The sequence below is a fragment of the Mesorhizobium sp. J428 genome (assembly GCF_024699925.1).
In the GTDB taxonomy this organism is placed as follows: domain Bacteria; phylum Pseudomonadota; class Alphaproteobacteria; order Rhizobiales; family Rhizobiaceae; genus Mesorhizobium_A.
The window spans coordinates 2,349,603-2,368,263 of record NZ_JAJOMX010000001.1 but is presented as its reverse complement, the minus strand read 5'-3'; the positions used below and the strand labels follow the sequence as shown (position 1 = coordinate 2,368,263).

Sequence of the window (18,661 nt, the reverse complement as noted above, 5' to 3'; positions counted from 1 at the left end):
GTGAGTCAGCCAATCTTGCCCACGGGTATCAACCAGCACAACAAGAGAGCTTGGCGACATCCTTGTCGAAGCCCTGTGCCGCGAGCTTCAACCCTTCTACCGTGGTGAGGTATGGGAAGATCGTTTCCCCGAGAGCCTTTGCTGTCATGCCGTGCTTGATGGCGAGCACAGCGGTCTGGATGCTGTCCGCGCCCTCCGGTGCCAGTATTTGCGCGCCGAGCAAGCGATCGGTCTGAGCGTCTGCGACCAGCTTGATGAGCCCGCGTGTGTCGCGGGCGGCAAGCGCCCGCGGCACTTGGTCGAGGGGCGCGACCGAGGTCTTAGTCTTTAGGCCTTGCGCCTTGGCTTGGGCCTCGGAAAGGCCGACGCCAGCCACTTGCGGATCGGTGAACACAACCCAGGGCATGGCGGCGTTGTCATAGACGAGGCTGTCGCCGTTCAGCGCGTTCAGTGCGGCAAGCTTTGCGCCATAGGCCGCCATATAGACGAACTGGTCACGTCCGGTCACGTCGCCTGCGGCGTAGACGCCGGTTTTTGATGTGCGCATCCGGTCGTCGACGACGATGCCGCCGTTGGCGGAAAGCCTCACCCCAGCTTCCTCAAGCCCGAGGTCTGCCGAATTCGGCCTGCGACCGGTTGCGACGAGAATGTGCTGTGCCGTCGGAAAATCCGGCCGGCCCTCGCGTTCAATGGCAAGCTCGACGCCGTTCTCGATGGCTTTGATCGCCCGGTAGGAGAGCCCAGTCAGAACGGATATCCCGTCGTCCGCCAGATAGTGGGTCAATGCCTCGGAGACTTCCGGCTCAGTCTCGGGCAAAAGACGGCTGCGGGTAATGAGGGTGACCTTCGTCCCCGCCCGGGCGAACATCTGCGCCAGCTCGCAGCCAATATAGCCGCCCCCAATGACCAGAAGCGAAGCAGGCTGATCGGTCAATTCCAGGGCGGTGGTACTCGGTGAGATAAGGAACATCCGCGATGCCGGGAATGTCCGGCAGGCCCGGCGCAGACCCCGTCACCACGATGATCTTGTCCGCCGCTATGGCGGCGCCGTCGACGAGAATGCCTTGGCCGTTCAGACGCGCCGCGCCTTCGAGATAGGCAACGCCGTTATATTCGGGCAGCAGGTCAACATATTTTTTCTGCCGCAGTGTGCCGACCAGATCGTCCTTGGCCGCGACCAGTGCCCGCCAGTCTCTGACATGGGCTTCGCCGGTCAATCCGGGAAACCGGCTTGCCGCGCGAGCGCCGTGAAGCGCCTCCGCAGCACGGATCATTGTCTTGGACGGCACACAGCCGACATTGACGCAGGTGCCGCCGATCGTGCCCTGACCGATGAGGGCGACATTCGCGCCTTGTTCGGCCGCCGTAATGGCGGCGGAGAAACCTGCGGAGCCCGCGCCGATGACGGCCAAGTCGTATCCCTTTCGGGCGCCTTCGGTGTTGCAGCAGTCAGCCATGTCTGGCCCCTTCTTCGCTGGGTGTTGTCTTGCAAGATTGAGTTTCAGAAGAGCAGCATTCTGCCAACCGCTGCCGCCGCCACAGCCCGTAAGCGGCTATTGAGAGGAACAGGGCGAGCGCCGGAATGACCACATAGTCCACCCAGCCGATCAATGCTGTCATTCCGAGAGCGCCAAGCGCGATGACGACGACCGGCGTGGCGCAGCAGACCCCGGCGATCACCGATCCGATGATACCGGTCCTGAGGATCGTCGCGTCCTTCACCGGACTCAGCCTCTCACCGCCGCCGGGTATCCGGCATTGGCCGAAGCGGCGGCAATGGCTTCGATGGTCGTGACAGACGGGTCGAACACGACGGTCGCCGTCCTGGCATCAAAATTGACCTCGACCTCCCGAACACCTTCGACAGCTTCCATCGCCTTTCTCACCGTGACGGGGCAGAGCGCACAGGTCATGCCCGGGACGTCGAAGGTGGCCGTCTGTTCGGTCTCCGCCGCCTGCGCGGCCGAAACGAGCACCGGCGAGGAAACCGAACCGATTAGGGGAAGGCCTAAGACGCCGATAGCCAGCAATCCCACTGTGACGAAGAGAAGTCGTTTCATGTCAGTTCTCCTAATAGAAAAGCGGTGCCCACCAATTGATCGTCAGAGCCAGGACGACCAGAACCGTGGACAGCCACAGGGCGGATTTGGTGATGAGGGCGGATTCGGGACGGGCGCAGTAGGACCCGTCCTCGCAGGCGACCTTGGGCTTGAAGTAGACCTGCCGGAATCCGAGCCCGATGAAGACGAGCGCCACACCGGCGAAGATCGGCTTGTAGGGTTCGAGCGCCGTGAGATTGCCAATCCAGGCGCCCGATACGCCGAGCATCAACAGTACAAGCGGCGCAATGCAGCAGGTTGAAGCCAGAATCGCGCCGACGACACCACCGGCGGCAAACCATCCCTTCTTCCGATCCACCACTTGCGTCGGCGCGTCTAACGCCACGGTTTCGATTTTTGTCTCGCTCATGCGGTTCGCCCTCGAATTTCAATTGAAAGCAAGCTACAGTCTGTAGCAACTACAGACTCAAGAGGAATTTTGAGATGACCGATCACGTTTCCGCGAAGCGAGTGTCCGGTAACACGTTGCAGCGCGCCGAACTCGCAAGGCGCACAGGCTGCAACCTCGAAACCATCCGATATTACGAGAAGATTAAGATGATACCCGATCCGCCGCGTACGGCTTCGGGTTACCGCGTATACGACGACAGCCACGTTTCGCGGCTGCGTTTCATCCTGCGCGCCCGCGAGCTCGGCTTTTCCATCGATGAGATCCGAGGCCTACTCGAACTCGTCGATCGCGGCACCCAGACCTGCGCCGAAGTGAAGGAGCGGACGGAGCGACACCTTATCGATGTCCGAGCTAAAATCGCCGACCTCAAGCGGATCGAGAAGGTGTTGGCGGAAACGGCCGAGCAGTGTTCCGGCGAGGACGTACCGGAATGCCCGGTGCTGGAGGCGCTGGCATCGTGATGGCAACACTCGCAATCTATGTCGGCGCGGCGCTGGCGGAAATCGGCGGCTGCTTTGCCTTCTGGGCCTGGCTGCGTCTCGACCGCTCGCCGCTGTGGCTCGCGCCAGGCATGGCCAGTCTTGCTCTCTTTGCCTGGCTCCTGACACGCATCGACAGCGATTTCGCAGGCCGCACCTATGCCGCCTATGGCGGTATCTACATCACGGTGTCGCTGTTCTGGCTTTGGACGGCGGAATCCCAGCGACCCGACCGCTGGGACGTGACCGGTGCTGCGGTTTGTCTGGTTGGCGCCGCAATCATCCTGTGGGGACCGCGACCGGGCTGACGTCTCGGATGTCCAACTCATTGCCGTGAACGCGTACGGGGCGCGGCGACGGCATAGGTCACCAGAGATGGATGCGCCCACCCATTTCGCTCGCACCGGCGCGCCGGGCCAAAGAATGCAGCTCTTGCTCCAAATTATAGCTCCTGCTAAGTTGCAAATAATTCTCAGTTGCAGGAACGTTTAATGTTCGAGATTTCTGATTGGCTGCGAACACGGTTGAGCCGGCGCATGGTTTTGGGCGCGGGCCTTGCGGCCGCGGGCGGGTCCGCGGTCGCCGCGGTGGGCAGCGCGCAGGAGGTCAAGCAACCGGGCTATGTCGGCGGCAAGCCGTATCAAGGGGCGGCTGATTCAGGTCATCAGTCCGGTCATGGCTCCAGCCACGGCGCTATGATGACGGTCGGTGATGTCGATGAAGCGAGGAACGGGTTCGACACGACCGAGATGCTGACCGAGTGGGAGACCGGAACGGTTTCCCGCCTGCCCGACGGACGCGTTCTGCGCACCTTCCAGATTGACGCCGTCGACAAGGAAATCGAGATTGCGCCCGGAGTGATGTTCCCGGCCTGGACGTATAGCGGCCGTGTACCCGGCCCGGCGCTGAGGGCAACCGAAGGAGAGCGGTTGAGGATCGTCTTCCGCAATTTCGGCTCTCACCCGCACTCGATCCACTTCCATGGCATTCATTCGGCACGGATGGACGGCGTACCCGGCTCTGGCGTGATCGATCCGGGCGATGAGTTTGTCTACGAGTTCGACGCCAAGCCGTTCGGTTGCCATTTCTACCATTGCCATGCGCTACCCTTGAAGCGGCATATCCACAAGGGCCTCTACGGGCTTTTCGTGGTCGATCCCGATCCCGAGCGGCATCCAGATCAGATGCAAATCGCCCGTTCACGCCTCCTCGGTACGCCGGAAAATGCCGAGTGGCAGGAGTTTGCCATGGTGATGAACGCGTTCGACACCAATTTCGACGACGAGAACGAGGTCTATGCGGTCAACACGGTCGCGCATACTTATATGAAGCGTCCGATCGCCATCCTGCGCGAGAAGCCGGTGCGCGTCTATCTCGTCAACGCGGTCGAGTTCGATCCGATCAACTCGTTCCACCTGCATGGCAATTTCTACGACTACTACGATCATGGCACGACGCTGACGCCAACGCTGCGTACCGTCGACACGATCACCCAGTGCCAGGCGCAGCGTGGCATTCTCGAGTTCTCCTTCAAGGACCACGAACCGGGCCTCTACATGTTCCACGCGCACCAATCGGAATTCGCCGAACTCGGCTGGATGAGCTTTTTCGATGTCAAGGAGGCCGTGGCATGAACGAGACTCGCCCTGTTGCCGAAACCGGATCGGTTCCGGTCGAGCCGCGGCGGTCACGCGCGGTCCTCATCTGGCTTCTTCTGCCACTTGCCGTGCTGGCGTTTGCAATCGCCTGGCTTGTCACGGCCAATCCGTTGAGCCGTTTCGACAATGGTGCGCCGCCCGTGGAAAACCTGACCTTCGAGCGCACCGTCCTGTCCGACGGCGGCATCGACCTTCTCGTCCGCGCCGGTGGATCGGAGCCGATGACGATCGCTCAAGTGCAGGTCGACGACGCCTATTGGCAGTTTGTGCAGGAACCGGCCCGCGCCCTCGGTCGTGGCGACACTGCATGGATTCGCTTGTCCTACCCCTGGGTTCTTGGCGAGGCGCATGCGGTGAAGATCATCACCAACACCGGCGCCACGTTCGAACACGAGATCGCCGTTGCCGTACCGACCCCGGTTGCCAATGCCGCAACGCTTTGGAGCCAGATGCTTCTGGGGGCTCTCGTCGGCATCGTGCCGGTCGCCATCGGACTGATGTTCTATCCAGCGCTGCGCGGTATCGGCCGCGGCGGCATGAACTTCCTTCTCGCGATGACGGTGGGCCTGCTGGTGTTCCTGATGATCGACGCCGCGGGCGAGGCCTTCGAACTCGCTGGCGAAGCCGCCGCCATTTTCCAGGGGCAGGCCATGGTCGTTCTTGCAGCGTCCGCCGCCTTCCTCATTCTCATGGCGACCGGCCGGCGTGGGGGAACGCCAACCGGGTTGACGCTTGCGACACTCATCGCATTGGGCATCGGCCTGCACAATCTCGGCGAGGGTCTTGCCATCGGCGCGGCCTTCGCCGCCGGGGCGGCCGGGCTTGGCACCTTCCTCGTGCTGGGCTTCACCATTCACAACATTACCGAGGGTATAGGCATCGCCGCGCCGATGCTGAAGAAGCGTCCGTCGCTGTGGACTTTCCCGGCGCTGACCCTGCTTGCCGGCGGCCCCGCCGTCCTGGGCCTGTGGATTGGCAGCCTCGCCAATGCGCCGCAATGGTCGGCGCTGGCGCTGGCGATCGGTGCCGGCGCCATACTACAGGTGGTAATCGAAGTCGGCGCCTATCTGGCGAGATCCGACGGGCGTGGGACAGCAGCTCTCCTGTCGTGGCCGGTTATGTCTGGGCTCTTCTTCGGTGTCACCTTCATGTATGGCACGGCCATGCTGGTCAAAGTCTGAAGCCTTGGCGGACCGCGCCCGCTCGATCGACGGTCACAGCATGGCCTAGGCTGCCGCAGCGGCGGCGACTGGGAGGCGGCGAACGCCCCAACCCAACAAGCGCATCGCATTGAGGGTGACGAGCACCGTTGCACCGGTATCGGCCAGGATAGCCGGCCAGAGCCCGGTTACACCCACGATGGTGGTCACGAAAAAGACGGCCTTGAGACCAAGTGAGACGGCGATGTTCTGCCAGATGTTGGCCATGGTCGCCTTGGACAGGTCGATCATTCCCGCGATGTCGAGCACGCGGGCATGCAGCACCGCGGCGTCAGCAGTTTCGAGCGCAACGTCTGTGCCGCCGCCCATGGCGATGCCGATATCTGCCGCCGCCAGCGCTGGAGCGTCGTTGATGCCGTCGCCGACCTTGGCCACGACGTTCCCTTCGGACTGCAACTCGCGAACGATGCGCTGCTTGTCCTCGGGCAACAGGCCGGCCCGAACCTCGATGCCGAGCTTCGAGCCGATTGCCCGAGCGGTCCGCGCATTGTCCCCGGTCAGCATGACGACACCGACGCCGGCGACCTTGAGCGCATGAAGGCCGGCCTCGGCGTCGGCACGAGGTTCATCGCGCATCGCTAGTAAGCCGGCGACTTCTGAACCGATAACGAGGACGGAAACAGTTTTGCCGTCATCATTGAACTTGTCGATCACTGCCTGAAGTTCGGGCTCGATCTTGACGCGTTCGGCCGCAGCCGCAGGCGATGCGAGGAATACGTCCTCGCCGCCAACCCTACCCGAGACCCCCTTGCCGGCGATGGCCATTGCCGATGCCGCGGGCGGAATCGGCGTCTTGTCAGCTTGTGCCCTGGCAAGAATCGCGATTGCCAGCGGATGGTTCGATCCTGTCTCGAGCGCGGCTGCAAGCGACAACACTTTGCTCTCCGAACTGCCGACCCCGACGATATCTGTCACCTGTGGCTTGCCTTCGGTCAGCGTTCCGGTCTTGTCGAGCGCAACCATCGAAATCGAGCGCAGGCGTTCGAGCACCGCGCCGCCTTTGAGGAGCAGGCCCTGACGCGCACCGGCTGACAGCGCGGCGGCGATCGCGGCCGGCGTCGAGATGACAAGGGCGCACGGACACCCGATCAGCAGAATCGCAAGGCCCTTGTAGACCCATTCGCCCCACGACTGCCCGAACAGGAGGGGAGTACGATCGCCACCAGGGCACCGACGACGAGCACGCCGGGTGTGTAGTACATCGAGAAGCGATCGATGAACCGGGCGGTCGGGGCCTTGCTCTCCTGGGCTTCCTCGACCAGCCGCACGACCCGCGCGATGGTGTTGTCGCTCGCGCTCGCCGTGACCCGTATCTTAAGGACGGCATCGGTATTGATCGTGCCGGCGAACACCTGATCGCCCACCTGCTTGGACTTGGGCACGCTTTCGCCGGTGACGGGGGATTCGTCGATCGCGCTGTGCCCTTCAACGATGTCGCCATCGGCAGGTATCCGATCTCCGGGACGTACCATGACGATCGCGTTCACTGCGAGGCTTGCTGCCGGCACCTCACGGGTCTGATCGCCTTCAACGAGGAGCGCCGTTTTGGGCACCAGATCGGCCAGCCCCCTGATGCTGGCGCGGGCGCTGCCTGCGGCCACGCCTTCGAGCAGTTCACCGACAAGGAACAACAGGATCACTATCGCCGCTTCCTCGGTCGCGCCGATGATGACGGCTCCGGTGGCGGCAATGGTCATCAGGGTTTCGATGGAGAACGGCGTGCCGGCCATGGCGCCGGCCAGCGCACGTCGCCCGACCGGTATCAGGCCGACTAGCAGCGCAGCTATGAATGCGAAATGACCGGTATCGGGCGCAAGCCGTCCCGCCAGATAGGCCACGATCAGCGCAAGGCCGCAGGCCAGTGTAAGTATCGCCTTGCGTGTTCTCCACCATGGGCCGTCGCCAGGATCGAGATGACCGTCGGCGTGGCCATGGTCATGAGCGTTCTGGTGAAGGGTTTCATCGCCCGCCCGTGGTGCGGGGCCGTCCGGCGAGATGCTGTAGCCCAGCGATTTGACGGCTTTTTGGATAGCGCTGAACTCAACCGCGTCATGGATCACGTTCAACGTGCCGGCGGTGTAGCTGGCACCGACTTCGGAAACGCCAGGGATCCGGCTTACCGCGGTCTCGATCTTGCTCGCGCAAGCCGCGCAGTCCATTCCTCCGACGCGGTACTTTGTCTTGATCGGTTCTGCCATCCTCGGTCCTTCCATTCGATACCGCGCGATGCTAAATCCTCTAGCGACTAGAGGAGCAAGAGGCATTCCATGGTTTTTTCGATTGGTGAATTCTCCCGTCGCACTGCGGTTAAGGTGCCGACCATCCGGTATTATGAGCAGATCGGGTTGCTACCTGCGGCACCGCGCACCGACAGCAACCGGCGCCTCTATGGGCAAGCCGAGGTCGATCGGCTGAATTTCATCCGGCATTCCCGCGAGTTGGGCTTCGAGATCAACGATATCCGGGAATTGCTAGCCATGTCCGAGCAGCCACAGTCCTCGTGTCACAACGTCGACAGCATCGCCAACAGCCATCTGATCGAAATCGACCGCCGGATCGCCAGCCTGACCACGTTGAAGGCCGAACTGGCACGCATGATCAGCGAGTGCGGTCGCGGTCGCGTCTGCGACTGCCGGATCATCGAGGTGCTGGCCGACCACGGACAATGCCGGTCGGAACACAGCCAGTGACCGATTCGCATTCGCACTGGTATCGTTATCAACCTTGCGCCGCAGCCACCCGCACTATCTCGACCCGCATCACCGCCACGGCTGATGGTCCGCACCGGTCCGCTGGCCTCTGCACGAGCGGCGTGAATTCGGCATCGAATCGATCGGAATAGCCGACACCGCTCGGCTACTGCTGTGAAGTGCCGATGCCTGCAATCTCCTGGTAGGCATCAATCAACGGGGTTTTTCTTGCAGCGGAATTCACACGTTCGCTGTCCAGTCTCTCCAGTGCTGCGAGCATGAATTCGGCGATGTCTGGCCGGTTTTGCCGGCAGGCACATCTGAATACACGTAGGATATCCCGCTCCAATATTTCCGTTTTCGAGATCATCGTCACCTCCTTGCCAGTAGGCAAGCCTGCGCTATCCAGCAATGGCAGGGTCAAATCACGATTTCTTCAACACTCCCCAAGGTCAAACTCAACCGATCGAAGACAGTATAGGAAAGGTCTCCAGGAGCCAGAAGGCGAAGGCAGAGAGATATCCCGTCATCATAGCGACCCCCATCGCGATCATGACGACTCCGGCCATTACTCGCAGACTGCGCCCGAGGCGTCCGAACGCCTTCAACCTGGCGGACAGCGTGTCGGTGAACAGCGCTGCAAGCAGAAACGGCACGCCAAGGCCGAGCGAATAGATCGTGAGCAGCCCAATACCATCGGCGAGCGTCGCCGACGCGGCGCCGACCGTCAGGATGGCTCCGAGGATGGGGCCAATGCACGGTGTCCAGCCAAAGGCGAAGGCCAGGCCAAGGACATATGCCGAGACGGTTCGCCCGCCCGGCAAATCGAGGTGGAAGCGTGCCTCGCGCATCATCCAAGCCGGGCGGATCGTTCCGAGCATGAACAGCCCGAACAGCGTGACGATCCCGCCCCCGACGATGTTTAACTCGAACCGGTAACTGAGCAGCAACTGGCCAAGCACCGAGGCGCTGGCTCCGAGGATCACGAAGACCGTGGTGAAACCGAGCACGAAGCAAAGGCTCAGGCCGAGCGTCACGCTTCGGGTGACGGCGATCTCGCCGGACGGCGAAGCAATACTCGATCGGCCGGCGACATAGGCAACATATCCCGGCACCAGCGGCAGCACGCACGGCGAAAGGAACGAGATAATACCGGCTAGGAAGGCGCTGAGGATACCGACATTGGAGAGTTCAGGCATTTGGACAAACTTTCAGAGGCGACTCCAGCTTCATCGATTCTGATCCTTCCGGGCTTGGTCGATCAGCCGCTGCATGGTTTGCAAGTCGGTGGCGCCGCGCAGGATCTCGTCTCCGATCACGAAGCCCGGCGTCCCGTTGATCCTCAGCGCCCGGGCGAGCGCGAGATTGCGCTCGATCTCGGTGTCGATCGCGGCATCTTGCATGTCGGTCCGGAGTTGTTCGACATCGAGGCCGATCTTTTCGGCGACAGCGATGACCTGCGTTTCGTCGGCGGCACCTGACACCTGCATCATCGCCTTGTGGAACTGCGGGTAGAGGTTCTGCCTGCGGGCCGCGAGCGCTGCCCTTGCCGCGAACACGGAGTTCGGCCCCAGAATGGGAAACTCCTTGTAGACGATCCGCAATTGGGGATCGCCTTCCTCGGCTTCCGCCATCGCCGGCGCGACCTGCCGACAGTAGGGGCAGTTGTAATCGAAGAACTCGACCAAGGTCACGTCGCCTTGCGGATTGCCGCCGACCGGGCTTTCGGGGCTGTTAAGCAGTTCGTCACGGTGCGCGGCAAGGGCCGCCTGAGCCTCCGACTGCTCCGCCTCCCGTTGCTTCCGTTCAAGGTTTTGCATGGCCTCGACGATGACCTCCGGGTTGGCGACAAGATAGTCGCGCACCCGCCGGTCGAACGCGTCCTGCGGCAGGTTCTCCGACGCAGTCATCGGTTGGCGGCCTGCCCTGAACCCCGGATCGAACAGATACCAGGCGCCTGCCGCGATGATCAGCAGCAGGGGCAGCAGGAGGAAGCCGAAACGGCGCCCCGTGAATCTCGAAAATTGCGTCAACTTCCTTCTCCTGCCGTTCAGAACCAGCCTGTCAGCCATTCCCACCACCCCTTTTCGGCAGGTGGCTTCGGCGCATGCGCGTTGTTGATGAGTTGGTTGATGTAGAGGGTCAGATTTGTCTTGCTGAAATCGGAACCATGGAAAATTCCGGCATGCCGTCCGTTGCGGTCGATGACATGCGCCATCGGCAGCTCCTGGCCGCGCCTACTCAGCGCAGCGAAACGGTTTGCCGCGGCGGCAGTCATCTCGTCGTTCGATGGGATAGCCTGCCGCCAGTTCGCCTCGTCCCAAGTTGCTTCGATCGACGCATCTGCGTCGTGAACGGTAACGAACGTGACGATTTGCTTCATCGGCGAAACATTCACCTGCTCTTGCACGCCCGCGAGAACGGCCTGCTGTTTGGCGCATGGACTGTCACAGTTCTGCGGAACAAAGCTCAGCACGATGATCTGATCATGGAGATCGCCGAGGCCCAGGACGCTGCCGCCCGGTTCTTCGAGGCTGAGTTCAGGCGTGGAAGGACGATCCATCACCTCGAAGGCCGGCTCCTGTTCGGTCATCACCTCGTCAATGCGCTCACCTGGATGGTGTGCAAATGCCGGCTGTGCGACCAATAGGAAAGCTAAGATCAGGATGCGCTTCATTCAGCTGTCTCCCTTGGCCCCTCGGCTGCTATTCCGAGCACCGAAACCTCAACGGTGATTTCGCCGGCGGCCTCGAAGCTGAGCGTCATAGGGAATGTCGTGCCCTCGCGAAGTTTGTCTTGCAGCGCCATCAACATCAGGTGCATGCCGCCGGGCGCGAGCGTGATCCGCTCACCCGCCAGCAATTCAAGCGTTTCGATGTGTTTCATGCGGCTTACATCGCCGTCCTTTTCGATTGCGTGAATCATGACCCGCTCGGCAACAGGCGTGCTCGCGCCAATCAGCGTATCGTCCGACGCACTCTTGATGGTGAGATAGGCGGCGCCGGGACGGGAGGCGAGGACGGAGGCCCGCGCCCACGCATTGAACACGCGGACACTCTCCTCCGCCTGTGCCGGCGATGCGATCGCCCAGACCGCCACCAGTGTTGCAATCAGTATTTTCATCATTGTTTTCCATTCATTCTTGCAAGGATATCGGCGGCCATGTCTGCGGCGGACTGTTCACCTTCGCGGAAAACATCTTCAAAACGACCTTCAGTTGTCATCAGGTAGATGTGCCCGGAGTGAGCCATCAGGTAGCCGTCCGGAGCCGTTTCCTCTTCCATTCTCTCGTAGTAGACGCGGAAGGACTGGGCAGCCGCGGCGACTTCGGCTTCCGACCCGGTCAGTCCAACCAGCTTCGGGTGAAAGGCCTGGACGTATTCCGCCATCACCTCCGGCGTGTCGCGTGTCGGGTCGACCGTGATGAAGATCGGTGCGACGCGCTCGACCTCGTCACCAAACCGATCCAGCACATTCGCCATAAAGGCGAGGGTGGTCGGGCAAATGTCCGGGCAATGGGTGAATCCGAAGAACACGAGTTGCCAGCGCCCGAGAAAATCGGCCTCGGTAACGTGGTTCCCGTTGTGATCGGTCAATGAAAACTCGGAGCGTACGTCGGCTTCGCCGACGGTGACCGGCGGCGGCTCGCGGACGCCGATCGTCCGGACGAAATAAGCGCCACCGAGCGCCAGCACGGCAGCGGCCACGAGTATCCATAGGCTGAAGCGGATACGTCCGAGCTGCGTTGTTTTGGTTGGTGTCATATCAGTCTTTCTCGAAAGGCCCTGCCCAAGCACGACCCATCGCGATACGGCCTCTCGATTGTCTGGACACGTTGCGATGCCAAGCTGTGCTTAGCCGTTCGTTCCTGGGGCGCCGTTGTAGTCGGGCGACTTCTCGCGCCACTGCTCGTTGGGCCGTCCGGTGCCGTCATGGCTCATGGACTGCATCATCCTGTTGCAGCCCTCCATCATCTCGCTCATCTGGCCCATCATGCCCATCATGCCGGAGCCCATCATGGCGTCGTCGGACCCCTCTGAGTCATGGGCGTAGAGCGCGGGTGCAGCCGCGAGGCCCGCGATAACGGCGGAAGCAATGGCAAGCGCTTTGATCAATTTACGCATCGGTCGGTCTCCTTTCCTTGGAGGGACGCGGTTCGGGAATTGCAAGAACGGCGGCGCCACCACTCATGGGAGCCGCGCGGTCGGGCGATGCGTCGAGAACAACTGCCTGCGTGACTGGCCCTGCGTCCGCGATCGCCGCCGGGTCGGAGTTGCTCGCAGCGGTCGAGCAGGACTTGCCGCCTGACCGGTTCATGCACAGGCCGAGGGCGCACATGGCGAGGCAGGGCAACACGCTGATCAGGATCGGCGCGATGCCGGCAGCGGCCAACCAGCTCCAGTTCAACGCCAGGCCCGCCACGATCGTCAGTCCGGCGAGCACGAGCAGACCGCGTCGGCTGCCGAGGTAGTAGCGAAGGGCATAGAGCAGGTCGCGACCGAGCGAGCCGTCTTGAGATTGTGACTGTTGTGTATCGGCCATGGAGGCTTCCTTCTCAGTTTGACGTCAGATGGTTTTTGAGAAATGCAATCATCTCGGGCGTGTCCCACTCGGCCGGACCGACGAGCCTTCCCCATTCTCGGCCCTCGCTGTCGATCAGAAGCGTCGTCGGCAGTCCTGGCGCCTGCAGGTCGAACGAAGCCCGCATGGAGGCGTCGATGTAGAGGCCAAGATGCTCAATGCCGATTTCGGCGTAGAACTTCCGAACCACCTCCGGCCCGGCCCGGTCGACCGAGAGCGGCACGACCTCGAAGCCCGGGCCACCTAGTTCCGCTTCAAGTGCATCGAGCGTCGGCATCTCCTCGCGGCAGGGCACGCACCACGTCGCCCAGATGTTGAGCAACACGGTCTTGCCCCTCAAATCGGCCAGCGTAAGAGCCTCACCGTTCCCGTCCTCAAACTCGATTTCGGGGAGCGGCCGCGGCGCCTCGTGCATCACGAAGGACCGGGACGAGGCCGTCTCAGCCTGTCCTCCGCTTTGAGGCGCACGCACTGGCGTGCCTCCGCTGAAATAGATCACGCCGACGATCGCGATCGCGGCCAGGGTTAGCGTGCCTGCCGCCAGAAATACGATTGTGCGCTGTCCCCGCAGGAGGTTCCTCATTGGCCGTCTCCGAGGGCTTTATCGCCTTCCGCCTGACGGCGCAGTTCCTCCACGAGCGGCAGGATGGTGCCCGTGAGTGCCTCTTCGCTCACCGGGCCGATATGCTTGTAGGCAACACGTCCGTCCGCGCCGATGACGAATGTCTCGGGCACGCCGTAGACACCCCAATCGATGGCCACGCGTCCGCTGATGTCGGCCCCGGTGCGCGTGTAGGGATCGCCAAGGCTGTCCAGCCATTTCGCCGCATCGTCCGGCCGATCCTTGTAGTTGAGGCCGTGCAGCGGCACGGTGCCTTGCGCCGCAAGTTTCATGAACAAGGGGTGCTCCGCGCGGCAGGCAACGCACCAGGAGGCGAAGACATTGACCAGCGAGACTTCGCCCTTGAGATCGGTGCTCGACAGGCCAAGGGTCCGGCCCTTGACCGGCGGCAGCGCAAAGTCGGGCACCGGCTTGCTGATCAGCGTAGACGGCAGGTTGCTTGGATCACGCGTGAGCCCCCAGGCCAGCACCACGCCGAGCATGGCCGCTACAGCAAGCGGCAGGAAGGCCAGGACGTTGCGGCGGCGCATCGGGGCCGTGGAATATTCGTCGGTTCTGATCATGAGCCGTTCCCGTCGCTGGCCGTAATTCGAGCCTGGACGTCCCGCTGGCGCTCAGGCCAGGTGCTCTTGATAAAGGCGAGCACGGCGGCGATCTCCTCGTCGCTCAGGATGTCCCCGAAGGCGAGCATGTCGCTCTCATAGCCCGGGACGACACCGCCGACACCGAGCTTGGTGATGGCGAACAGGTCCTGGTCCGAGTGGTGCCAGGTGTGGCCGCTTTCATCGTGCGGCGGCGCTGGCATGCGGCCGTTCTCCAGCCGACGTTTCCAGTCCGGTTGGCCTTCGAGCTTTGCGCCGTGGCAGGAGGCACAGTTCTCGGCATAGATCTCCTTGCCGCGGACAATTTGCTCCGCCGTCACGGGCTGGCCAAGGAAGGTCACGTCCGCTGCTCGCACATTGCCACCCTGCACTTGCGCAAACGAGGCGATGGCCGCCAGGCTCGCAACGGCGACAACGGAAAGGAGGATCACCTTGCGCCTCATCGCGACCCCCGCAGATACTTCACGAGCGCGAAGAGGCCGAGGATCAGGATAGCGAGGACCAGAAGCGCCCCGAGAATAATTCCGGCCATCATCAACATCATCATGGACTTGTCCGTCATCATTCCACCCACGGGATCACTCCTCGGAGTAGACGGTGACGCCGTCCTTGCCGAAGGCGTAAGTTTTCAACGTGCCGGACTTTTCGCGTGCCATGCCGGGAGCGTTGGCCGGCATGCCAGGCAGTGTGATCCCGGTGATGTCCGGGCGCTCACTGACCAGCCGCTCGACGATTTCCACAGGTACGAGGCCGCTCACGACATAGCCGTCGATCTCGGCCAGGTGGCACCCGATACCCCGCTCGGGAACGCCCATGTCAACCGAGCGCTTGTCGAAATCGCGATCATCGACGCGCGTCACCGTGTAGCCGTTGCCTTCCAGATAGTCGGCATAGGCATCGCAACACCCGCAGCCCGGATCGCGCCAGATTGTGATCGTCTTGCTGTCCGAGGCTGCCGCGACGGCGGAACCCTGCAGAGGCGAGTTCGCCGAACCCAGCGTCCAGTAGGCGATACCGCCAATGGCGACCACGGCGACGACGGCTGCGGCAATTGTTTTCCTGTTCATGACATTCTCCATTATGCGCGCACGAGCGCGGTCCAGTTCGCGCCGCCGTCGCGACTTTCAATGAGGCCGTCTCGTGTGATGGCGACGACATGATCGGCATTGGTGGCGTGAACAGCGACGGCCAGCGCGCGCGCGTTCGACTTTTGCGACCACACCACTCCGGCGTCCTCCGACATCCAGATGCCTGAAGGCAGCGCGGCGTAAAGCCGAGTGGGCAGCGAAGACGCGCTGACCAGTGCGTTAATCGTCTCGCCTTCAGGAAGGGGCGCCTCCGATGGAGCCGGTTTCCCCGAGGCAAGCGCGTCCATCGCATCGCCCGGCTGCACGCTCTGCCAGCGGCAGAAGCAATCCGGCACGCGCGTGAGACCCAGTTCGGTTCCGGCATAGATCCAGATGCCGCCCATGCCCGTTGCCAGATCGACCGAGGCCAGTGCCGTCAGATCGCGCTCGGCGTCTGCGAGCCACGGCCGGTCCATCGCGAGGGCCCATGATCGACCGGCATTCTCGCTTTTCCAAAGGCCGTCGCCGCGAATGGCGGCATAGATGGTATCCGGCTCGGCCGCTGCCACGGTGACCGCCGTCACCGGGGCGTCGGGCAAGCCCTGGCTCCTCGCCTCCCAACCGTGCCCGCCGTCTTCGGAGAGCGTGACGCCGCCGCCCGCTAGACCGGCCGCTATCCGGCCGGGACGGCCCGGATGTGTCGCGAGCGAGAGGATGCCGCCTGCCGCCGGAGCGGACAGCTCTATCCAGCCGCCAGCGCCATCGCTGCGGGAAAGGGTGCCTTCAGCCAGGATCAACGCATCGCCATCGAAGGCGATTGCGGGACCGGTTGCTCCGGGTGCGGCGCGAAGGTTGAAAGGCAGGCTTATCAGCCCGGCGCCCGTCGCCATCGCGCCAAGGAAGGTTCGCCTGGAAAGACGAGTGGAGTATCTGGGCGTGGTTGTCATGCTGGTGTCTTTCATGTTCAGCGCGCCTCACAGCGCTCCGTGACGAGATGATCGAAGTCGGCGAGGCTCCGGAAGATCACCGAGAAACGGTCACCGCCCATGCCGGCTCCAAGAATCACGGCGACGCCGGCCGGAGGACCGGTTTCGACGCTGTCGATCTTGAGCCGGATGTTCTTCTCCCAATAGGGCGTTTCCCGGCCGTCCTCGGTCGTGATGAAATAGCTGTCGCCGCAATGGCGGATTGCCGTGACACGCGTTTCAGGCGGCAGATCGCCAATTGGCTCCGGCGCTCCGGCCCGCAGCCAGCCGCCCGGGATGAGACGTTCGTCGACGACCTTCCTGCCGCCGCCGGGCTGGCCGGCGATTTCGAGGAAGGCGACGAGGTCTGCGCGCGCCTGAGGGTCGTCGATCCCGCGGAACGTCATGTAGGTGTCGGGTATCATGCCCGCCGGATCTTTCAGCCAACCATCGAGCGCGGCCGCGTTCCAGGAAAAGCCCGCGTCCCGCAGTCCGCTCGAATAGCGAACAAACCCTTCCGCCGCGCCCGCCATGCGCCCCATGAAGCCGTCGAGGCTCGGTCCGCTGAGATGCAGGCCGGGTTCGAGGGCATGGCAAGCGACGCAGGCGCGATAGACCTGTGCACCACGCCGTGCGTCCCCGTCGGCAAGTGCGGCCGTGCTGACCGAAAGGCTGGCCAATGCGGCGAGGCAAAGGACTATCCGGCTCATATCCGCTCCTCCGTCTCGGATACGCGGATCACCCCCATCATCCCGGCGGCCTGGTGCTCGAGGATGTGGCAGTGGAACATCCAGTCGCCCGGATTGTCGGCGACAAAGGCGATCTCGACCTTCTCGCGCGGCGCCATCAGCACGGTGTCCTGCCACTCGCGATGGGTTGTCGGCTGCCCGTTCCTTGACAGGACACGGAATGAATGCCCGTGCAGGTGGATGGGGTGATGCCAGGCCGTCGCGTTGGTCATTCTCAGGACGCACGTGCGGCCGCGCGGGATCGTCAGCAGCGGATCCATGACATGGCCGGTGGCAGCCTTGCCGTTGATGAACCAAATGCCCTGGCCATGCATCATGTTCATCATGTTGCCCATCTTGCCGCCGGAGGAACCGTCCCCCATGCTGCCGCCCATTTCGGCCATGACCATCTGGCCCATCATGCCCCCGTTAAACGTGACCTCGTGGCGGATCGCGTCGCGTAGGTCCGGCTCGGCAAGCAGATTGGCCGGTAGTTCCACCGGCCAGTCCGGAGCACCTTCCCTCAGCGCTGTTTCCGCATAGGCGAGTTTGACCAAGCGGTACTCCAGCCCTTGGTAGAACCGGTCCACCACAGTGGTCCGGATTCCCGGCCGGTCTGTCATGTCAAGGATCATATCCATCCGCATGGCCGGACCGAGCGTGACGACTCCATCTGACTGTGCATGGGGCGTGACCGGCTGTCCGTCGAGAGCGATCACGACCGGCTCGAGCCCGGAGAAATCGAGTCCGAAGATGCGGGCATTGGCGGCATTGATCAGGCGCAGCCGGATTCGCTCGCCCGCACGAACCGCAATGCTCTCCGGCACCCGGCCGTTGATGGTGACCGTGTTGCCGACGCGGCCGTTGTGCATCAAGTCATGCCGGTTGTCGAAATCGTCGCTGATCGCAGCGGCTTGGGTCAGACGCCAGTCGTCCAGCACCCAGGTCAATTCGCGGTCGACGCGAACGGGATCGGCTTCCTCAATGATCAGGGGGCCGTAGAGACCGCGCCCTACCTGCACCGTGCTGTTCTGGTGCGGGTGATACCAGAAGGTGCCGGCATCGACGGCGTCGAACTCGTAGGTGAAGGTTTCACCCGGAGCGATCGGCGCCTGCGTCAGATGTGGCACACCATCCATGGCGTTGGGCGTGCGCACGCCATGCCAGTGAACCGTGGTTTCCTCATCGAGGCCGTTGTCGACCACGACGCGCAGTCGGTCGCCCTGGCGGACACGGATTTCCGGGCCGGGCACCGCATCGTTGTAGGCCCAGACCGGCGTTTCTCCGTAAGGCTCAGGAACGAGGTGCGTCCGGCCCGGTGCCGCCTTCAACCGGAACTCCTTGACGGAAGCGGCCCGAGCGGTGCGGAGTCCGGAAACCGAAAGCACCGCGCTGGCCGTGAATGCCGCGGCGGATGTGAGAACGGTCCGACGCGTCGGCGTCGGCAGATACAAAACCATGATGTCCAACCATCCTGAGAGGGCGCTTGAGCCCGCAGCGCGCTAACCGCGCGAAGCGAAGCGGGGTCACGGGCGGCC

At 62.9% G+C, this 18,661-nt stretch carries 24 protein-coding genes and 2 pseudogenes; 5 read left to right on the top strand and 21 right to left on the bottom strand.

Annotated elements, in window-relative coordinates; genetic code table 11:
• Nucleotides 1–28: 28 nt before the first annotated feature.
• From merA to LRS09_RS11980, 4 genes and pseudogenes are all read right to left on the bottom strand, one after another.
• A pseudogene (gene merA, locus LRS09_RS30265) lies at nt 29–1,427 on the bottom strand (mercury(II) reductase); the annotation flags it as partial.
• Nucleotides 1,428–1,449: 22 nt separating this feature from the next.
• Nucleotides 1,450–1,722 (bottom strand): mercury resistance system transport protein MerF, encoded by a 273-nt coding sequence (gene merF, locus LRS09_RS11990; protein ID WP_257806829.1) that lies wholly within the window; start codon nt 1,720–1,722, stop codon nt 1,450–1,452.
• Nucleotides 1,723–1,727: 5 nt separating this feature from the next.
• Entirely contained in the window at nt 1,728–2,060 is a 333-nt protein-coding gene (locus LRS09_RS11985) for a heavy-metal-associated domain-containing protein (protein WP_257806827.1), read from the bottom strand.
• Nucleotides 2,061–2,070: 10 nt separating this feature from the next.
• On the bottom strand, nt 2,071–2,469 hold the full coding sequence (locus LRS09_RS11980; RefSeq protein WP_257806825.1) for a mercuric transporter MerT family protein: 399 nt from the start codon (nt 2,467–2,469) through the stop codon (nt 2,071–2,073).
• 74 nt (nt 2,470–2,543) lie between these two features.
• Between LRS09_RS11980 and LRS09_RS11975 the strand changes: the two genes are divergently transcribed.
• The 4 genes from LRS09_RS11975 (at nt 2,544) to LRS09_RS11960 (ending at nt 5,829) form a co-directional block, all read left to right on the top strand.
• Nucleotides 2,544–2,972, top strand: a complete 429-nt coding sequence (locus LRS09_RS11975) for a helix-turn-helix domain-containing protein (protein ID WP_257806823.1) — start codon at nt 2,544–2,546, stop codon at nt 2,970–2,972.
• A complete protein-coding gene (locus LRS09_RS11970; protein ID WP_257806821.1) occupies nt 2,972–3,298 on the top strand; it encodes a YnfA family protein in 327 nt (108 codons plus the stop codon). Before LRS09_RS11975 ends, LRS09_RS11970 begins: the two co-directional genes overlap by 1 nt.
• A gap of 183 nt (nt 3,299–3,481) precedes the next feature.
• The gene (locus LRS09_RS11965; RefSeq protein ID WP_257806818.1) at nt 3,482–4,624 is read left to right on the top strand and encodes a multicopper oxidase domain-containing protein; all 1,143 of its coding nucleotides are present in this window, start codon (nt 3,482–3,484) and stop codon (nt 4,622–4,624) included.
• Nucleotides 4,621–5,829 (top strand): metal transporter, encoded by a 1,209-nt coding sequence (locus LRS09_RS11960; RefSeq protein WP_257806815.1) that lies wholly within the window; start codon nt 4,621–4,623, stop codon nt 5,827–5,829. Before LRS09_RS11965 ends, LRS09_RS11960 begins: the two co-directional genes overlap by 4 nt.
• A gap of 45 nt (nt 5,830–5,874) precedes the next feature.
• Here the strand turns inward: LRS09_RS11960 and LRS09_RS11955 are convergent.
• Nucleotides 5,875–8,066 (bottom strand): annotated as a pseudogene (locus tag LRS09_RS11955) (heavy metal translocating P-type ATPase).
• A 69-nt stretch (nt 8,067–8,135) separates the two neighbouring features.
• Between LRS09_RS11955 and LRS09_RS11950 the strand changes: the two are divergent.
• Nucleotides 8,136–8,558 carry a helix-turn-helix domain-containing protein gene (locus tag LRS09_RS11950; protein ID WP_257806813.1) on the top strand — a complete coding sequence of 141 codons (423 nt, stop codon included), beginning with the start codon at nt 8,136–8,138 and terminating at the stop codon, nt 8,556–8,558.
• 166 nt (nt 8,559–8,724) lie between these two features.
• On the opposite strand, the gene LRS09_RS11945 is transcribed toward LRS09_RS11950, so the two are convergent.
• From LRS09_RS11945 to LRS09_RS11870, 16 genes are all read right to left on the bottom strand, one after another.
• Nucleotides 8,725–8,928, bottom strand: coding sequence for a hypothetical protein (locus tag LRS09_RS11945; protein WP_257806811.1), 204 nt, complete (start codon nt 8,926–8,928; stop codon nt 8,725–8,727).
• Between the two features lie 88 nt (nt 8,929–9,016).
• Entirely contained in the window at nt 9,017–9,757 is a 741-nt protein-coding gene (locus tag LRS09_RS11940) for a cytochrome c biogenesis CcdA family protein (RefSeq protein ID WP_257806808.1), read from the bottom strand.
• A 30-nt stretch (nt 9,758–9,787) separates the two neighbouring features.
• Nucleotides 9,788–10,591, bottom strand: a complete 804-nt coding sequence (locus tag LRS09_RS11935) for a DsbA family protein (protein WP_257806805.1) — start codon at nt 10,589–10,591, stop codon at nt 9,788–9,790.
• Nucleotides 10,592–10,608: 17 nt separating this feature from the next.
• A complete protein-coding gene (locus tag LRS09_RS11930; protein WP_257806802.1) occupies nt 10,609–11,235 on the bottom strand; it encodes a hypothetical protein in 627 nt (208 codons plus the stop codon).
• Nucleotides 11,232–11,681, bottom strand: coding sequence for a copper chaperone PCu(A)C (locus LRS09_RS11925; protein ID WP_257806801.1), 450 nt, complete (start codon nt 11,679–11,681; stop codon nt 11,232–11,234). Before LRS09_RS11925 ends, LRS09_RS11930 begins: the two co-directional genes overlap by 4 nt.
• Nucleotides 11,681–12,322, bottom strand: coding sequence for an SCO family protein (locus LRS09_RS11920; RefSeq protein ID WP_257806800.1), 642 nt, complete (start codon nt 12,320–12,322; stop codon nt 11,681–11,683). The genes LRS09_RS11925 and LRS09_RS11920 overlap by 1 nt, the downstream gene beginning before the upstream one ends.
• A 90-nt stretch (nt 12,323–12,412) precedes the next feature.
• Nucleotides 12,413–12,682 (bottom strand): hypothetical protein, encoded by a 270-nt coding sequence (locus LRS09_RS11915; RefSeq protein ID WP_257806799.1) that lies wholly within the window; start codon nt 12,680–12,682, stop codon nt 12,413–12,415.
• Nucleotides 12,675–13,100, bottom strand: coding sequence for a hypothetical protein (locus LRS09_RS11910; protein ID WP_257806798.1), 426 nt, complete (start codon nt 13,098–13,100; stop codon nt 12,675–12,677). Before LRS09_RS11910 ends, LRS09_RS11915 begins: the two co-directional genes overlap by 8 nt.
• Nucleotides 13,101–13,113: 13 nt before the next feature.
• Nucleotides 13,114–13,722 (bottom strand): TlpA disulfide reductase family protein, encoded by a 609-nt coding sequence (locus LRS09_RS11905; protein ID WP_257806797.1) that lies wholly within the window; start codon nt 13,720–13,722, stop codon nt 13,114–13,116.
• Nucleotides 13,719–14,324, bottom strand: coding sequence for a DsbE family thiol:disulfide interchange protein (locus tag LRS09_RS11900; protein WP_257806796.1), 606 nt, complete (start codon nt 14,322–14,324; stop codon nt 13,719–13,721). Before LRS09_RS11900 ends, LRS09_RS11905 begins: the two co-directional genes overlap by 4 nt.
• Nucleotides 14,321–14,806, bottom strand: coding sequence for a cytochrome c (locus LRS09_RS11895; RefSeq protein ID WP_257806794.1), 486 nt, complete (start codon nt 14,804–14,806; stop codon nt 14,321–14,323). The genes LRS09_RS11900 and LRS09_RS11895 overlap by 4 nt, the downstream gene beginning before the upstream one ends.
• Nucleotides 14,803–14,925, bottom strand: coding sequence for a hypothetical protein (locus LRS09_RS11890; RefSeq protein ID WP_257806793.1), 123 nt, complete (start codon nt 14,923–14,925; stop codon nt 14,803–14,805). Before LRS09_RS11890 ends, LRS09_RS11895 begins: the two co-directional genes overlap by 4 nt.
• Nucleotides 14,926–14,941: 16 nt before the next feature.
• Nucleotides 14,942–15,430 carry a DUF411 domain-containing protein gene (locus LRS09_RS11885; RefSeq protein ID WP_257806791.1) on the bottom strand — a complete coding sequence of 163 codons (489 nt, stop codon included), beginning with the start codon at nt 15,428–15,430 and terminating at the stop codon, nt 14,942–14,944.
• Nucleotides 15,431–15,441: 11 nt separating this feature from the next.
• On the bottom strand, nt 15,442–16,392 hold the full coding sequence (locus LRS09_RS11880) for a hypothetical protein (RefSeq protein ID WP_257806789.1): 951 nt from the start codon (nt 16,390–16,392) through the stop codon (nt 15,442–15,444).
• A gap of 2 nt (nt 16,393–16,394) precedes the next feature.
• Entirely contained in the window at nt 16,395–17,105 is a 711-nt protein-coding gene (locus tag LRS09_RS11875) for a cytochrome c family protein (RefSeq protein ID WP_257806787.1), read from the bottom strand.
• Nucleotides 17,102–18,583 (bottom strand): multicopper oxidase family protein, encoded by a 1,482-nt coding sequence (locus LRS09_RS11870; protein WP_374684835.1) that lies wholly within the window; start codon nt 18,581–18,583, stop codon nt 17,102–17,104. Before LRS09_RS11870 ends, LRS09_RS11875 begins: the two co-directional genes overlap by 4 nt.
• Between the last annotated feature and the right edge of the window lie 78 nt (nt 18,584–18,661).

Coding starts and splice junctions, on each gene's coding strand:
- LRS09_RS11875 (WP_257806787.1), bottom strand. CDS start 17,105: ATGAGCCGGATAGTCCTTTGCCTCGCCGCATTGGCCAGCCTTTCGGTC.
- LRS09_RS11985 (WP_257806827.1), bottom strand. CDS start 2,060: ATGAAACGACTTCTCTTCGTCACAGTGGGATTGCTGGCTATCGGCGTC.
- LRS09_RS11895 (WP_257806794.1), bottom strand. CDS start 14,806: ATGAGGCGCAAGGTGATCCTCCTTTCCGTTGTCGCCGTTGCGAGCCTG.
- LRS09_RS11975 (WP_257806823.1), top strand. CDS start 2,544: ATGACCGATCACGTTTCCGCGAAGCGAGTGTCCGGTAACACGTTGCAG.
- LRS09_RS11930 (WP_257806802.1), bottom strand. CDS start 11,235: ATGAAGCGCATCCTGATCTTAGCTTTCCTATTGGTCGCACAGCCGGCA.
- LRS09_RS11945 (WP_257806811.1), bottom strand. CDS start 8,928: ATGATCTCGAAAACGGAAATATTGGAGCGGGATATCCTACGTGTATTC.
- LRS09_RS11920 (WP_257806800.1), bottom strand. CDS start 12,322: ATGACACCAACCAAAACAACGCAGCTCGGACGTATCCGCTTCAGCCTA.
- LRS09_RS11915 (WP_257806799.1), bottom strand. CDS start 12,682: ATGCGTAAATTGATCAAAGCGCTTGCCATTGCTTCCGCCGTTATCGCG.
- LRS09_RS11970 (WP_257806821.1), top strand. CDS start 2,972: ATGGCAACACTCGCAATCTATGTCGGCGCGGCGCTGGCGGAAATCGGC.
- LRS09_RS11960 (WP_257806815.1), top strand. CDS start 4,621: ATGAACGAGACTCGCCCTGTTGCCGAAACCGGATCGGTTCCGGTCGAG.
- LRS09_RS11880 (WP_257806789.1), bottom strand. CDS start 16,392: ATGAAAGACACCAGCATGACAACCACGCCCAGATACTCCACTCGTCTT.
- LRS09_RS11925 (WP_257806801.1), bottom strand. CDS start 11,681: ATGAAAATACTGATTGCAACACTGGTGGCGGTCTGGGCGATCGCATCG.
- LRS09_RS11885 (WP_257806791.1), bottom strand. CDS start 15,430: ATGAACAGGAAAACAATTGCCGCAGCCGTCGTCGCCGTGGTCGCCATT.
- LRS09_RS11890 (WP_257806793.1), bottom strand. CDS start 14,925: ATGACGGACAAGTCCATGATGATGTTGATGATGGCCGGAATTATTCTC.
- LRS09_RS11940 (WP_257806808.1), bottom strand. CDS start 9,757: ATGCCTGAACTCTCCAATGTCGGTATCCTCAGCGCCTTCCTAGCCGGT.
- LRS09_RS11870 (WP_374684835.1), bottom strand. CDS start 18,583: ATGGTTTTGTATCTGCCGACGCCGACGCGTCGGACCGTTCTCACATCC.
- LRS09_RS11965 (WP_257806818.1), top strand. CDS start 3,482: ATGTTCGAGATTTCTGATTGGCTGCGAACACGGTTGAGCCGGCGCATG.
- LRS09_RS11910 (WP_257806798.1), bottom strand. CDS start 13,100: ATGGCCGATACACAACAGTCACAATCTCAAGACGGCTCGCTCGGTCGC.
- LRS09_RS11905 (WP_257806797.1), bottom strand. CDS start 13,722: ATGAGGAACCTCCTGCGGGGACAGCGCACAATCGTATTTCTGGCGGCA.
- LRS09_RS11980 (WP_257806825.1), bottom strand. CDS start 2,469: ATGAGCGAGACAAAAATCGAAACCGTGGCGTTAGACGCGCCGACGCAA.
- LRS09_RS11950 (WP_257806813.1), top strand. CDS start 8,136: ATGGTTTTTTCGATTGGTGAATTCTCCCGTCGCACTGCGGTTAAGGTG.
- LRS09_RS11900 (WP_257806796.1), bottom strand. CDS start 14,324: ATGATCAGAACCGACGAATATTCCACGGCCCCGATGCGCCGCCGCAAC.